17 protein-coding genes are annotated in these 14,402 nt (G+C 49.4%); 11 read left to right on the forward strand and 6 right to left on the reverse strand.

Translation table 11 applies throughout. The annotated features are described in order from the left end of the window. Positions 1-75: 75 nt before the first annotated feature. Positions 76-1,143 (forward strand): redox-regulated ATPase YchF, encoded by a 1,068-nt coding sequence (gene ychF / locus HYT76_06705; protein ID MBI2083244.1) that lies wholly within the window; start codon positions 76-78, stop codon positions 1,141-1,143. 1 nt (position 1,144) lies between these two features. Here ychF and HYT76_06710 read toward each other — a convergent pair whose 3' ends face one another. Then, positions 1,145-3,247 carry a hypothetical protein gene (locus tag HYT76_06710; GenBank protein ID MBI2083245.1) on the reverse strand — a complete coding sequence of 701 codons (2,103 nt, stop codon included), beginning with the start codon at positions 3,245-3,247 and terminating at the stop codon, positions 1,145-1,147. 194 nt (positions 3,248-3,441) lie between these two features. On the opposite strand from HYT76_06710, the gene HYT76_06715 reads away from it, so the two are divergent. From HYT76_06715 to HYT76_06725, 3 genes are read left to right on the forward strand one after another with little or no spacing between them, the layout of a single operon-like run. After that, the gene (locus HYT76_06715; protein ID MBI2083246.1) at positions 3,442-4,566 is read left to right on the forward strand and encodes an aminopeptidase P family protein; all 1,125 of its coding nucleotides are present in this window, start codon (positions 3,442-3,444) and stop codon (positions 4,564-4,566) included. Between the two features lie 60 nt (positions 4,567-4,626). Next, complete coding sequence (locus HYT76_06720; protein ID MBI2083247.1) at positions 4,627-4,887, forward strand: hypothetical protein; 261 nt, start codon at positions 4,627-4,629, stop codon at positions 4,885-4,887. Next, complete coding sequence (locus tag HYT76_06725; protein ID MBI2083248.1) at positions 4,872-5,255, forward strand: PIN domain-containing protein; 384 nt, start codon at positions 4,872-4,874, stop codon at positions 5,253-5,255. The genes HYT76_06720 and HYT76_06725 overlap by 16 nt, the downstream gene beginning before the upstream one ends. 8 nt (positions 5,256-5,263) lie before the next feature. On the opposite strand, the gene HYT76_06730 is transcribed toward HYT76_06725, so the two are convergent. After that, positions 5,264-6,028, reverse strand: coding sequence for a hypothetical protein (locus HYT76_06730; protein MBI2083249.1), 765 nt, complete (start codon positions 6,026-6,028; stop codon positions 5,264-5,266). A gap of 114 nt (positions 6,029-6,142) precedes the next feature. Here HYT76_06730 and HYT76_06735 point away from each other — a divergent pair, with 114 nt between their 5' ends. From HYT76_06735 to HYT76_06750, 4 genes are read left to right on the forward strand one after another with little or no spacing between them, the layout of a single operon-like run. Continuing rightward, positions 6,143-6,763 (forward strand): hypothetical protein, encoded by a 621-nt coding sequence (locus tag HYT76_06735; protein MBI2083250.1) that lies wholly within the window; start codon positions 6,143-6,145, stop codon positions 6,761-6,763. A 42-nt stretch (positions 6,764-6,805) separates the two neighbouring features. Further along, complete coding sequence (gene rsmD, locus HYT76_06740; GenBank protein ID MBI2083251.1) at positions 6,806-7,348, forward strand: 16S rRNA (guanine(966)-N(2))-methyltransferase RsmD; 543 nt, start codon at positions 6,806-6,808, stop codon at positions 7,346-7,348. An 8-nt stretch (positions 7,349-7,356) separates the two neighbouring features. Further along, a complete protein-coding gene (gene coaD / locus HYT76_06745) occupies positions 7,357-7,848 on the forward strand; it encodes a pantetheine-phosphate adenylyltransferase (GenBank protein MBI2083252.1) in 492 nt (163 codons plus the stop codon). Next, positions 7,845-9,011, forward strand: coding sequence for a pyridoxal phosphate-dependent aminotransferase (locus HYT76_06750; protein ID MBI2083253.1), 1,167 nt, complete (start codon positions 7,845-7,847; stop codon positions 9,009-9,011). The genes coaD and HYT76_06750 overlap by 4 nt, the downstream gene beginning before the upstream one ends. On the opposite strand, the gene HYT76_06755 is transcribed toward HYT76_06750, so the two are convergent. Together HYT76_06755 and HYT76_06760 are read right to left on the reverse strand one after the other, a co-directional pair. Next, positions 9,004-9,411 (reverse strand): HEPN domain-containing protein, encoded by a 408-nt coding sequence (locus HYT76_06755; protein MBI2083254.1) that lies wholly within the window; start codon positions 9,409-9,411, stop codon positions 9,004-9,006. The genes HYT76_06750 and HYT76_06755 overlap by 8 nt on opposite strands. Then, positions 9,386-9,973: a toxin-antitoxin system HicB family antitoxin gene (locus tag HYT76_06760; GenBank protein ID MBI2083255.1), complete on the reverse strand. Its 588-nt coding sequence runs from the start codon at positions 9,971-9,973 to the stop codon at positions 9,386-9,388. The genes HYT76_06755 and HYT76_06760 overlap by 26 nt, the downstream gene beginning before the upstream one ends. Positions 9,974-10,085: 112 nt before the next feature. Between HYT76_06760 and HYT76_06765 the strand changes: the two genes are divergently transcribed. Together HYT76_06765 and HYT76_06770 are read left to right on the forward strand one after the other, a co-directional pair. After that, entirely contained in the window at positions 10,086-11,438 is a 1,353-nt protein-coding gene (locus tag HYT76_06765) for a hypothetical protein (protein MBI2083256.1), read from the forward strand. Positions 11,439-11,489: 51 nt separating this feature from the next. Continuing rightward, complete coding sequence (locus tag HYT76_06770; protein MBI2083257.1) at positions 11,490-12,509, forward strand: tagatose 1,6-diphosphate aldolase; 1,020 nt, start codon at positions 11,490-11,492, stop codon at positions 12,507-12,509. On the opposite strand, the gene HYT76_06775 is transcribed toward HYT76_06770, so the two are convergent. Both HYT76_06775 and amrA read right to left on the reverse strand, forming a co-directional pair. After that, complete coding sequence (locus HYT76_06775; GenBank protein MBI2083258.1) at positions 12,454-13,101, reverse strand: phosphatase PAP2 family protein; 648 nt, start codon at positions 13,099-13,101, stop codon at positions 12,454-12,456. The genes HYT76_06770 and HYT76_06775 overlap by 56 nt on opposite strands. Continuing rightward, complete coding sequence (gene amrA, locus HYT76_06780) at positions 13,098-13,655, reverse strand: AmmeMemoRadiSam system protein A (protein ID MBI2083259.1); 558 nt, start codon at positions 13,653-13,655, stop codon at positions 13,098-13,100. The genes HYT76_06775 and amrA overlap by 4 nt, the downstream gene beginning before the upstream one ends. A 32-nt stretch (positions 13,656-13,687) precedes the next feature. Here amrA and coaBC point away from each other — a divergent pair, with 32 nt between their 5' ends. Beyond that, a complete protein-coding gene (gene coaBC, locus HYT76_06785; protein MBI2083260.1) occupies positions 13,688-14,254 on the forward strand; it encodes a bifunctional phosphopantothenoylcysteine decarboxylase/phosphopantothenate--cysteine ligase CoaBC in 567 nt (188 codons plus the stop codon). Positions 14,255-14,402: the final 148 nt, after the last annotated feature.

A 14,402-nucleotide genomic window follows, 5' to 3' on the forward strand; every position in this document is an offset into this window, starting at 1 on the left:
TGCGCAGGTCTTTGAAAAAACAAGGAGAATATTGTTCTTGATTCCCCCCTCACAAGATGAATTTATGCTGAAATCATGACTTTCCGTTGTGGCATTGTTGGGCTTCCAAACGTCGGGAAATCGACAATCTTTAATGCGTTGACCGCTGCGGGGGTTGCAGCGGAGAATTTTCCCTTCTGCACGATTGAACCGAACATCGGTGTCGTCCCCCTCCCTGATGAACGACTCGAAAAAATAGCGGCCCTTTTCAAGCCTCAGAAGGTGACACCGACAGCGGTCAACTTCGTCGACATTGCCGGCCTTGTCGAGGGGGCCTCAAAAGGGGAAGGCCTTGGGAATCAGTTCCTCGCCCATATCCGCGAAGTTGACGCGATCGTTCATGTCGTTCGTTGTTTTGAAGACCCAAACGTCATCCATGTCCATGGCAAGGTCGATCCGGTTCGGGATGTGAGCGTGATCGAAACAGAGCTGATGCTCGCCGACCTCGATGCAATGACCAAGAGGATTCAGAAGATTGAGAAACAGGCGAAGACAGGAAACAAAGAAGCGGCGGAGCTTCTCCCTCTCTATCAAAAAATTGAAAAGGAACTGGGCGAAGGGAAAGCCCCCCGAACGGCCCCAAAAAATCTTTTTCTGCTCTCATCAAAACCGGTCCTGTATGCCGCGAACGTTTCTGAAACGGAAATCCTGACGCCGCCTCCCGCCGTGAAGGAGCTTCAAGCAATTGCCGCCAAGGAGGGAGCGGAGGTGGTGATCATCAGCGGCAAGATCGAGGCGGAGATCTCGGAACTTTCCGGTGATGAGAAGCTCACTTTTTTAAAAGAGGTAGGGCTTAAGGAGTCTGGACTCAACCAACTGGCGCGCGCCGGCTACAAACTCCTCAAACTGATCACCTTCTTCACCGCAGGGCCGACAGAGGTGCGGGCCTGGACAATCCCTCAAGGGACAAAGGCCCCTCAAGCGGCCGGCACGATCCACTCTGATTTTGAGAAGGGGTTTATCCGGGCAGAGTGTTACCACTACCACGATCTCATCTCACTCGGTTCCGAGGTCAAGGTGCGTGAGGCGGGAAAGATGCGACTCGAGGGGAAGGATTACACGATCCAGGATGGAGATATTCTGTTTTTCAGGTTTAATGTGTAGGTTAAGATTTCTTTCGAAAAATCTCTTTCAAACTGATCAGGAACAGTGGAATTGAGGCGAGGAAAATGAAAAGGATGTCTTGAGAGCTTGCAGCGACTCCCGGCACAAAGCTGCACCCTCCGCCGCTTCCCTCTCCCCCTGCAGCGGGATCATCGGCAATATCAAACGATCGGCGTTGACGATGTTCATCGGGAGGTGGGGGGGAACCGTCACCATCAGGATCATCTGCAGGATCATCGTCAGGATCATCGGCGGGAGGGTCATCGGGGTCGTCATCAGGAACATCCACGTCATCGATCGTGACCGATTTCGTTTTGGTACTATTGATCAGATTAATATCAAAGCTGCTGCTTCTTGCCGTAGCGCTACAGGTTAATGTCCCGGAAGCGGGCGACTTCACCACCAAATCCAGTTTGATCTCCGGATCACCGACCCGGATATTCGGCAGTGGACAGGTGATGACCGTTTCGCTCCCTTCTTGGGCAGAGATGCAACCACTCACATTAGAAGAGACAAACTCCACCGTCATCGAGAAACGACTTGTAACCCTTACATTCTGTGCGAGGTCACCGGATTGATTGACATGGGAAGTTGTGAAGGTCAGATCTTTTCCTTTCACGACACGTTCGAAATTCGATGTGAGAGCGGTCATGTCCAGATCCGAAGAATCCTGGGCCCAAACCCTCGCCACGGCAAACCGATCCTCATTCACGGCATGAGAAAAGCCTCCAACGACAATCCGACCATCCGGCTGAAGAACAGCATCATGATAGCCTTGCAAGAAAAGATAGACAGCATCTTCTTCCTCTTCGAACTGGTTTGTAGTCCCCAAAGGAATCGTGACCACCCCATCAGTATCAAAAGTGGTATCAATAGCCCCAGTGTCTCCATGAAATCTCGTGACGATAAACTCCAAGGGACGGGTCTCGACAGCCCCACTCGTCAGTGAATAGCCGGTCACGACAATCTTTCCATCGGACGGCTGGACCGCAAGACCGCCTCCAATAATCCATTTGTTGGTCAAACTCCTGAAGATCACCCCATCTTGTGTGGTGCTCCCGTTATCAAATGTCGGATCCGGATCGCCCTCAGTATCATACCGAGCGACAAACAGATCCATCGTGATTGGAGAACTCCCCCCTCCACCGAGGGCTGTCCCACTCACGAGGATCTTTCCATCCGATTGAAAGGCGATCGATTGGGCACTCCCCCCATGATCCTCAAAAGGGATTGCGACCTTTCCTTGCTCTCCGAAACCCTGGTCCAAGGATCGACAGTCAAGGTCGTTGCATCGGGCAAGAACCGGGTTAAAGTTGAGAAGTGTACCAGCATCTCCTCCCACAATGACCTTCCCATCCCGGATCGCTATCGAATGGGCCCGCGCACCAACGCCTGTGCTGCTACCAAAATCAACGAAAAAATAGCCGGAGGTACCGAAGCTGGTGTCCAGGACTCCCCCTGTCGTAAAGCGGGCAAGGGCAAACCGATTCGCTGAGATAATAACATTCTCACTTGGGACACCACCCGCTGCCCCCACCGGTGTCGTAAAACCGGCGACGAGAATTTTATCATCGGACTGGAGCGTCAGGGCATTGATACGCCAATAAGAAAGCTCCCCTGGATCAACGATCTCTTTTCCGTCTCCGGAAAATGTCTCATCGAGCGTCCCACCTATTTTGTAACGAGCGACAACAAATCTGTCCCGGCTCGTATCCGTATGGCGACAATAACCCCCCACAACAATCTTTCCGTCCGTCTGCAGCACCATCCCCTGAATTCGTTCATCACTACATTCCTCCAGATTCGTGATCACAGCGCCGTTGGAACCGCTCGGTCCGAACGAAGAGTCGAGGGCCCCATTGACCGTAAATCGGGCCAACGCAAACTGATCGCCGCCATTCTCTCGGGCATAACCGGCAGTCACAATTTTTCCATCCGATTGAACAGCAACAGAAGTAACGTGGGAATTTCCTGAGTTTACGTTGCTCCGAATCCGTGTCGTCATCAAACCATCACCGCTAAAGGTCGTATCGAGGGCCCCAGCGACCGCAAAAACGGTAACCGGGAGCAGGAGCAAAATGAATAAAAGATAGATCTTCCTCATCAATCAGATGAAATCTGCAACCGGTGTGCCATAACAAGGGGTGCCCGACATGATTTTATCTCTATGAAATTGCTTTGTTTTATTTAAAGACCTATTGGTCACATCGGATTGGTTTGGGATCTCATTGGCAGAAAATGGGGGGCTAAGTCTCCATTTAACTTTACTTAAAAATTTATCGCTATAATCAAACAAAAATGTCTAAAAAGGCCAAACTCATCATCGCGAACTCCGAAAATTGCTCTGATCTCTACTGGGCCACCCGTTTTTTTGTCCCTGACCCGATCATCTTTTTTGAAATCGGGGGGAAGAAGAGACTCATCGCCTCGGATCTCGAATACGGCCGCGCAAAAAAAGAGGCCTCTGTGGATCAAGTGATTTCTTATTCACAATATCAGAAAAAACTTCGGAGAAACGGGGCGAACAAGATCCAGGAACTCGACATCCTCGATGCCCTTCTAAAAGAGGAAAGGGTGCGCGAGATCGAGGTCCCTTCTTATTTTCCGATTCGTTATGCCGAGGCATTGAGGCAGAGGAAATACCGACTTCGGCCGTTGCCTGATCCATTTTTTCCCGAAAGACAATTCAAGACAAAGGCGGAAAAAAACGAGATTGTGAAGAGCCTGCGGGCGACAGAAAGGGCAATTCAATTCGCCATCGAAACGATCCAGAAGACACGAGTTCGATCCAAAAAACTTTATCTCGGCGGTACCGTTCTCACGAGTGAGCTTCTTCGGAAGATGATGGAACTCAAGATGATGGAGGAGGGGTATCTCGGTCGCCACACCATCGTCGCCTGTGGCCGTCAGGCGGCGGATCCACACTGCATCGGTACCGGACCTCTTTACGCCAATCAATCGATCGTCCTCGATGTCTTTCCGAAATCGACTAAAAGCGGTTTCTACGGTGACATCTCACGCACCGTCATCAAAGGGAGGGCCTCTGACCGACTCAAAGAGATGTATCACGCGGTCCAGTCAGCACAGAAAAAGGGGATCTCCATGATCCGTCACAGAATCGACGGATCGAAGGTCCACCAGGCGGTTCAGCAAACAATGGAATCAAAAGGATTCAGGACAGGTTATCGAAATGGCAGACCGGAAGGTTTCATCCACAGCACCGGTCATGGCCTTGGGCTTGATATCCACGAGCCTCCCCGCATCAGTCGGTTGCCGGAAATCTTGAAAAAAGGGACTGTCGTAACGGTCGAACCGGGTCTATATTACGAAAAAATCGGGGGGATCAGGATCGAAGATGTCGTTTATGTCACTGAGAAAGGATGCGAAGTCTTGACGAAATTACCGAGACAGTTTGAGGTTTAATAGCGGCTCCTGTAATAGCGGCTCCTTGACAGGCCTCTCAGGAATACGTATTCTATACGTATGCCAAGGATGCCCCTCAAAAAAGAACGCTGGACAATCACTTTTGATCACGCCCTGAAAAGTCGTGTCCAGGAGGAGGCTGACAAGCTGCGCATTTATCCTGTTCAGCTCCTGGAATCACTCGTTCGCGAAAAATTAAATCCTTACGGATTCCAGTCGATCCGCGACAGCATTCATTACGTCCATTCCATTCGTGAAATGAGCGCCGCCAGAACCGACAAAACCTTCCTCGCTGAACTGCGCAAATGGCAAAAAAACTGAACCTGCTCGTTGATACCGATATTTTTATCGACTATTTTAATCACCAGCTTTTTCGGGATCTGTTTGAGTCAGGACAGTTCCGCGTTTATTACTCCGTCGTCACCAAAAAAGAGCTCCTCTCCAAGGAAGGTCTCCAGGAATCAGAAAGAGAGGCGATTCAAACCTTCCTGAAAGGCTGCCGACTCATTCTTTTGGATCAAGCGATCCTCCAAAAATATTCCGACTTGAGAAGAGAATACCCTCAAGCGGCCAAGGAGGACACCCTCATCGCCGCCACCGCCATCGTGAAGAAATTTTCTCTGGTAACGAGAAACAACCGGCATTATCGGATTTTCCCCGATATCATTCTTTGGTTTGGAACCGATTAGAAAAACTTTTAAAGCTCCCTCAAAAGCTCCTTCCGCTTCTTTTGATACTCCTTCTCTGTAATCAATTCCTCCTCCTTCATCCGTTCCAATTCCTTCAAACGCTCACGAACCGTCTTGATCTTCACCTTCGTCTTCTGAACCTCTTCATCATCCTCGTGATCACCCTTCGTTTCCTTTTGGGTTTTCGGCCTGGAGTCCAGATGAATCACCAACTCCTCAGGATCCCACGAAATACGATCTTGCCCTGGTTGGACCTCCAGTGAGACACGCATCCCACGTGCCTCATGAATGACACGCTCCGTCCCTTTCGTCGTCCGATCCCCGAGCATCTTCGCATACAGTTTCTCGAACCTCAGATGAAACCCGTCTTCCTTCAGATAGGCGCGAAAGATCGTCAGACGATCATCGGTAAGCCCCCATTTGCGGCGTTGCGTAAAATAGGAGGCGACGACCACTTGATCGGCTGTTGCCTTCTGAAACGCCTCGATCAGATAGGGGGTCAGAAACTCAATATGTCTTTCTTCAAAAAGGTGTTCTTCCATCACCTCTCTCTGGATCAGTGCCTTTTTGTTGAAACGAATCGAACGAAGCACCTCTCGTATCTTGTCCGGTTCAAACCTGTGCGGATGACGTAGCCCCTCTTTTTCAGCCCCTTTGGCTTTGGCAAGCCTGACATAGTCAAGCCGGTTCGGGGAGCGATAGATATATTGGGAACTGGAGCAGGAAAAAGAGGCAAACAGCCCCAAGACAATAAGCATCCGGTGAGTCTTCATCGAAATCTCCTGTAAAATTAAGCCGATACCGAGTCAACAAAAAATGACCTGCCAAGACAACTGAACGATCCCCTGACACGATAATATAACTGTAGGGGGTATAAGGAGCGAACTATGGCTGCAGATCCAGTAACAGGAACCACAACCGGTAACGTCACTGTCATCCTTGAGGGTGGCCCACAAGAATTTGGCGAAAAACAACTAAGAGACGAGGCAGGGCTTATCTTTTATTTTCATGAACCTTCTACAATCACTGCCGGTGGTCAAGAAATCGAAATGATTTCCAGAAACGCCCTGACCGATGACGAACATCATATTCTTTTCGTGGCCGGTTATGATCCGGTGTTCATTCCCGGAAAGGGAGAGTGCTTTGTCCGACAAGAAAGCAGGACTGCCGTTGACGCTTATGTCGCCAATGAATTAGCCGCACAGTCAAGGGCGTTTTCCGACCTCATCGATCCGTTTCCACCGAGCACCGACCATCTCCCTCACGATGATGCCCATGCAAGAGCCGTTGCAGAAAAACTCTGGCCTCGTCTCCCTCAGTCTACTCTCCGAAGCAAAGACGGCGAAATTGAGCTGACGGTCGTCAAGAATTCAGATCTCAAACCCGGGCAAACAGACCTCCTGCTTATTGCCAACTACGAACAGTGGAAGGCATCGGATATAGCCATCGCCCTCGAGATCCCCTGTGATTTCGCCAAACCGGACGAGACCATCTGGGTTCATCCATAATCCCCTTTGGAAAATTTCATAAACAATGATACGTAAAGAACCATGCGTGTCATCAGTGGAAGCGCGAAGGGTCATCGCCTCAAAAGCCCGAAGGGATCGGCGATCCGTCCCGCATTGGACAAAATCAAAGGGGCGATCTTCAATATCCTGGGCGACCTCGAGGGGATGAAGGTCCTCGACCTCTTCGCCGGAACCGGATCGATCGGTATCGAGGCGCTCTCGCGTGGCGCGAAGTTAGCGACCTTCATCGACAACTCACGGCCCGCGCTTCAATTGGTCCACCACAATCTTGAAAAATGTCGTCTGGCAGACCGCGGCCATATTGTAAAACTCAAACTCCCCCTGGAACTCGGACATCTCCCACGAACTTATTCCCCTTTCGATATCGTTTTTGTCGATCCTCCTTATGATCAAAAGCTGATCAATCCGACACTCCGGCGACTCGTGCGGGAGAAAATCCTTGCCCCATCCGGAATCGTCGTCATAGAACATTCACCACGTGAAAAGATTGCTGAAGACGTGGGGCTCACAATCATTGACGAGAGGAAATACGGCCAGACCATCATCAGTTTTTTGAAAATGTAGGATCAGAAATGCCAACTATCGCCATCTACCCCGGCTCCTTTGATCCCCCGACCGAGGGTCACAAAAATATCATTGAGCGGGCCTCGAAACTCTTTGATCAGGTCATTGTTGCGATCGCCGTTAACTCAGCCAAACAAGAAACCCTTTCACCGGAAGAGCGTGTCACCTTGTTGAAGGGGCTTTTTCAAGAATACCCGAACATCCAGATCGAAAGCTTCCAGGATCAACTCCTGATCCATTATGTCCAGAAGAAAAAGGCCCAGGTGATTGTGCGGGGACTTCGGACCTTTCAGGATTACGAATATGAGTTTCAAATGGCGCTGGCCAATAAACAGCTCGCTCCTGAGATCGAAACGGTTTTTATCATGGCGGATGCACGCTATGCCTTCCTGAGTTCGACACTGATTAAGGAGATTGTGCGGCTGGGAGGTTCTTGTGAGGGGATGTTGTCATTATCGGTTGAAAAGAAATTAAAAGAGAAATTGAAGAAATCCAGATGAAACTTTCAGAACGATCACAAAAGATTAAGCCGTCACCGACACTCGCAATCGACGCGAAAGCAAAAGAAATGAAGGCACGGGGAATTGATGTGATCAACTTCGGCGCCGGTGAACCGGATTTCGACACGCCGGATCATATCAAAGAAGCGGCGATCAAGGCGCTCAAGGAAGGAAAAACAAAATACACCGCTGTCGGCGGAATCCCGGAGCTTAAAACAGCGATCGTCCAAAAACTGAAAAGAGATAATGGCCTCGCTTATTCACCCGATGAGGTCATCGTCTCCGTCGGTGGGAAACATGCCCTGTATAACGCCTTCCAAGCCCTTTTGGATCCTGGTGATGAGGTGATTATCCCCTCACCCTATTGGGTCAGCTACCCGGATCAGGTCCTCCTCTGCGACGGAACACCGGTCATTCTCGAGACGAAGGAAAAAGATGGTTTTTTGGTCCGACCCGAAGAATTGGAGAAAAAGATTACCCGAAAGACAAAGATATTTGTCCTCAACACCCCTTCGAATCCAACAGGAGCGGCTTATCCGAGAAAGAGACTTGAGGAGATCGCTGAAATTCTGGTGAATCGTAATATTTATTGCCTCTCCGATGAAATTTACGAAAAAATTATCTACGATAATTTCCCTTTCACGAGCATCGCGTCGCTCAACGAAAAAATGAAAAGTCTGACGATCACCGTCAATGGCGCCTCGAAGGTCTACTCAATGACCGGCTGGAGAATGGGCTACGCCGTGGGACCGAAGGAGATCATCCAGGCGATGACAAAGATCCAGGGACAAGTGACGACGAATATCAACTCCGCGACCCAGTGGGCCTGTGTCACCGCCTTGAACGATTCGCAAAACTTCCTGAAAGAGTGGGTTGCCGAATTTCAGAAACGACGGGATTTTATGGTGAAGGAGCTGAATTGCATCCCGGGGATCCGTTGCTTCAAGCCCCAAGGGGCTTTTTACGTCTTCCCGAACATCTCGAGCTTCCGCAAAACCTCCGAGGAACTTTCTCGTTATCTCCTGGAAGAAGCGCATGTCGCCGTCGTCGCGGGAAGCGGATTTGGTGCGGAGGGTTTCATCCGGCTTTCGTACGCGACATCCATGAAAAATATTGAAGAGGGTTTGAAAAGGACCAAGGCGGCACTCCAAAAGCTCACTTGATAACTGCTTCGCAGGTCGCATAAACCCACCGTGCATCATGGATCGCCTCTTGAGAATCTTCCAAACTGTAAAACGTAGAAGGGGTCAGATCTTCGGATCCATAAAAGGAAAGTTCCCGGTCTCGCCTCATTTTTTTTGAAATCTTCGCCAAGGTTTCTGCATGCAACTGGATTTGAGATGGAAGCCGAATCTTATTTTCGATCAAGATATCACTGACATCATGGGATCGAGGCGGCTCGATCCCGGACACCCGAAGAAGCGCCTTGAGACAAAGCTCGACGACCTCCTGCCCCTCACGAACCACGTCGGCATGGCTCTGTCTCTCGAAAAGAACTTCGAGGGCAGCCAATCGATGCCCTGCACGCTGAATATAATCAGTTGCCAGATCTTTGTTCTTCATTTTGTCTCACCCAATAAGGTTGCCCTTGAGACCAATACCGTCTGACACGGTCAGAGGCAATGAACTCCCTCAACTGATCCAGGCAATCTGTGATGACCCTCCCCTGCTCCCACATTACATGAGAGGCGCACGCCGTTTCGAACCAAAGACCACCGGCCTCTTCCAACGAGGCAGGAAGATGAACGAACTGAGGATTGACAATGATCGTTCCTAATAAAGTGGCCTCTTCATCCCACCAACGGTATAGAGAACGAGTTAAAGCTATCTCATTCGAGAGAATGATTAAGAGATCCCAATCAGAGGATTCCGTTGCCTCCCCTGTCACCTGCGATCCAAAGACAAGGACCCCCAGCAAATTTTTTCCAAAATGATCCTTTAGCTGATCGACAGTCGGCTTCAAAAAGGCGAACTTCTCAGCAACTGGCTCCCCCTTTTCCAATCCCTTCTTGAGCAGAGAGGCGCATAAATTGTTGAGTGACGTCTTATTCCGTTTAGCCTCCTGAGACAATAATCGATGAAATTTAGGCTCTATTCTGAGGACAAATTTACCTGAAGGAATCATGCCTTATATAATAGTATCATAGTACTATATCTGTCAACTCTTTCCCCCCTGATCTGGTCACTGCAAATCTGCTCGCAACCTCTGATAGCAATAAGGCGATCATACCTTCAGAATGAAACAACTCTTTTTGGCATTCTGTGCCCTGATCATTTTGGTCGGTTGTGGAAGGGATCAGGCAGAGATCGAACCGGTTTCTCTGGAAGAATTACGCTCCTACGATATTCAATCCCTCCTCTTTGAAGAAAATCTTGAAGAATCCGGAACGGCAGAAATCGAAGTCCATATCGTCGATACCACAACAAACAAATCGGTTCTTTGCTCAGGACAGGAGCATGGAACCCAAATTGTTCAAAGACCAGCAACGACCTATGACGATATCGATGCCAATTTTATCCAAACCACGGGTCATCAAATAACAGAGGTGCGTGAATTCAAGTTTGTCGTTGTCGAAAGGGATTCAAGACATTGCCCGCAAGCCCTTGGCGAATACGGCATGAAAACTCTGGGCGAGACAGAAATCCTGACCCCAGAGGATCTTGGCACATTGGAATTAAAACTTAAAAAACAAAACGAAGGCCATATCTTTCTTAAAAAACGGGATGCGAGTCCCTCAACCGCCAAGGTTTCCGATCTCGCCAATCTTCGCCTGAAATATGTTCGTTTTCAAAACCTCACCTCCGGTGAAGTCAGTCAACCCGAGGTCGAAATTCACCTTATTGATGTTCAAACCAACACCATTCTTGCCTGCATGGGAGATGAACAGGGGATGGATGGGATCGATGAGGAGCTGGTCGATTATGACAATCTCTTCTTCTCCTTCGTTCCAACGGAAGGGGTCGACTCAAACCTCAATCTCGGATGGCTGCGCGTCGTCTTTGTGGAAAGGGATGACGGACGCTGTCCCTTGCCCTTTAATGTTCATGATGACCGTGTCATGAGTAGCTCCCGGCTGATTGATTACGACACACTAAAAAAGGGGGAAACCTTATCGTTGTCACAGAATGTTGCACAGTTTCAAATCGCCGACTTGAGTTTCTTCGAACAACTGTTCAGTCTGATCCCGCCAGCTTCTTTTGGGAGTCTCAAGGTTATCTCACTCCGTCCTCTCGGGATCCTGCCTGAATTGCCACTCGAATTCCTGGATCCCGAAATCGAGGTCCATCTTATCGATGCCTTCACACAAAAAACGATCGCCTGTGCCGTCAATGGTTTACAGGGAGTCGATCAAAACGATCGGCTTTATGAGGGATTGTCAGCGCCCTTCGAAGTGACATGGCAGGAAGCGAAAGATCCGTTCGGACCGATTCGTGTGGTGATTGTCGATCGGGATGACGGAAAAACCTGCCCAACCTCTACCGATCTGACCCATGATGACATTGCCGCTGAAAAAACACTCACTTATGAAGAGATGCTACAAGGAACGATCACCTTTCCAAACAGCAGCGAATTGCTTCTCGGTTTCTAAAATCCCCTCCTTGATTTCTCGCCGGAGATCCTCTAATCAGACAACATCGCAATGAAAAAAATAAAAGGGAGGGTCTCGACAATGACAAAAGGAAAATTGGAAAATCTCAAAAAACTCTCGAGCAAAAAAGGGATCATTGCCGCGGCGGCGATGGATCAGAGAGGGTCGCTTCAGAAATCGATCGCGAAGGAAAAAGGGATCGATCCGTCACAGGTGACTCCCCAGATGATGTCTGAATTCAAGACAGCGGTCACAAAGGTCCTGACCCCCTATGCCACGGCGGTCTTGCTTGATCCCGAGTTTGGTCTTGAGGCGGCAAAACAGCGCTCCTCAAACGCCGGCCTCCTCTTGGCCTATGAATCGACCGGTTATGAGCAAAACACACCGGGACGTGTCCCTCGGTTGGTCCCTGATTGGACAGTCTCTAAATCAATTGCCACCGGTGCGAATGCGATCAAGATCCTTCTTTACTATTCCCCTTTTGAAGATTCGAAGATCAACGAGATCAAGCATGCCTGGGTGGAACGAATCGGCGTGGAGTGTGCCCATCATGACATCCCGTTCTTCCTCGAGTTTGTCGGATACTCGACCATTGCCGGCGAGGATGAGAAAGGAATCGAATATGCGCGCAAAAAACCGGAGGTGGTCCGAAAAAGCATGGAGGAGTTTTCAAAAGATCGTTACCTGGTCGATGTCTTGAAGGTCGAGGTCCCGGTCAATATGAAATTTGTGGAAGGGGCCAATGCCTGCAAAGGCAACCATGCCTATACAAAGGATGAGGCGAAGGATCTTTTCCGAAAAACCGCCGCTGTCACAAAGAAACCGTTCATCTATCTCTCTGCCGGTGTCAGTGATGACGAGTTTCGTGAGAGCCTTGAGCTCGCCGGTGAGGCGGGGGTTCGATTCAACGGTGTTCTCTGTGGTCGCGCTACATGGAAAGAGGGGATCCCGGTCTATGCGAAGTCCGGCGTCGCCGCCCTCGAGCGGTGGCTCTCGGATCGCGGCATCCAGAATATCAAGGCGCTGAACGCGGTGCTTGAAAAATACGCACACCCTTGGTCAGAGAGATAGGCTTAAAGACGATCCGGTAACACAGCCATCCCACAAAAATCCCACTGACGACATCGAGAATGTAGTGTTGCTTCACAAAAACCACGGATACGGCGACGAGCCAGGCGAAGGGGAAAAAGATTTTCCCCAAACCTTTTCGATACCGTTCGAAGAAAAAAGAGACCAGAAAGACATTTGAGACATGTAGAGAGGGGAAACAATTATAAACAGGATCCAACCAATAGTAGAAAACGATCAACTTGTTGAGCCAGCTTCCCCCATAATCAAGTGAAGGGCGCAGTGTATACTCAACAGGAAAAACAAGAAAAAAAATGAAATGGAAGCTCACACAAAGAAAAAAAGATTTAACGACCTTTTTGAAGAAGGCGAGATCATCAATCCCTACGTAGGCGCTCGCTGTGAAGGCATAGATCAAGAGGTAGGCAAAGATCATTTCCGGCACAAAAGGAATCTGGCTCTCATAAGGAAGCGCAATGCGATGGATGCCAGATCGATGAGCGGTGGCAAAACCGATCAAAAAATAACCCCCGACATAGTAGATCAGGATGGCGAGGAACAGGAGTCCCTTGATAATTCTATCCCGAGTGCTCATAGGCCTTCGTGAAAGACCTCTGCAGAGAAAAGTGAAATCACAACCTCCTTTGATCGCCAATCTCCGGAAGAAAGTCCAGCCTTGAGACAGGTATAATCCAAAAAAGTCTCCCGATCCCAGCCTTCCCGCTCAGCGACTTGCGGCAAAAGCAGTCCCCTTTTCCACCCTTTTTCGATCAACAATCCATGCTCCCCAATCCGGATCTCGGAAATATCATGCATCACCTGAAATGGAGACAGGATCGAGATCTCAATACGGACATTCCCAAGTTCTTCAAGAGTCATTGGAGAAAACCGGGGATCACCGGTCGCTGCCTGAATCGCCATCTCTTGAACGACACGGATGAGCGGCTTGTCGGCAGGAAGATGACCGATACACCCCCTCAATTGGAATTTTTCAGCAGATAGTTTCTTTTCCAACGTGACAAAAGCGCCGCGCTTCTCACCTAGCATCGGAGAGCGAGAACTCATGACAGGAATTTTTTCCCCCTTCAGATACAGCTCAAGGGTCTGACGCGCGATTTGAAGAAGTTCTTTTTTGTCTTCGGCTTGCATTTGAGTTGATTTTTTTAGTATGACTCCACACCATGCTCAAGGGCAAAACGATAGTTTTAGGAGTCACTGGCGGTATCGCCGCCTACAAGTCGTGTGAACTCGTGCGGCAATTGAGAGAGGCCGGTGCCGAGGTCCATGTCATGATGACCAAGGCAGCACAGGAGTTTGTGACCTCGCTTACCTTCCAAACTCTTTCCGGTCACCCTGTCCAAACGAATCTCTTTAATCTGACAGAAGGAATGGAGATAGGACACATTTCACTCGCGGATAAGGCGGATCTGGTCGTCATCGCACCGGCGACTGCCGACATACTCGCAAAAATCGCCCATGGACTCTGTGATGATATCGTCACGACAGTCATCTGCGCCACAAAATCCCCCGTTCTCCTCGCCCCCTCCATGAATGTTCATATGTGGGAGAACCCGATCACTCAGGAAAATGTAAAAAAACTGGAAGCAGCTGGTTACATGATCCTCGAACCGACTGAAGGATCACTCGCCTGTGGTTATGAAGGAAAGGGACGCCTGCCGGAACCCGAAACGATCCTCGAAGAGATCGAGAAAATGCTGACCACCTCTAAAAAACTTGCCTTGAGATAATTCTCATTCTGATAATTTTTATCAGATTGATAACGGTTTTGGGTTAACCAAAATAAAAAAATTATATTTATCAATGGATTAGCCAGTCAAAATAATCTTGCCTCGGCATACGAATTGCAGGTATCACAGGGCAGCAGGTTATCTATCT

Source organism: Deltaproteobacteria bacterium, assembly GCA_016180845.1.
Taxonomy (GTDB): domain Bacteria; phylum UBA10199; class UBA10199; order JACPAL01; family JACPAL01; genus JACPAK01.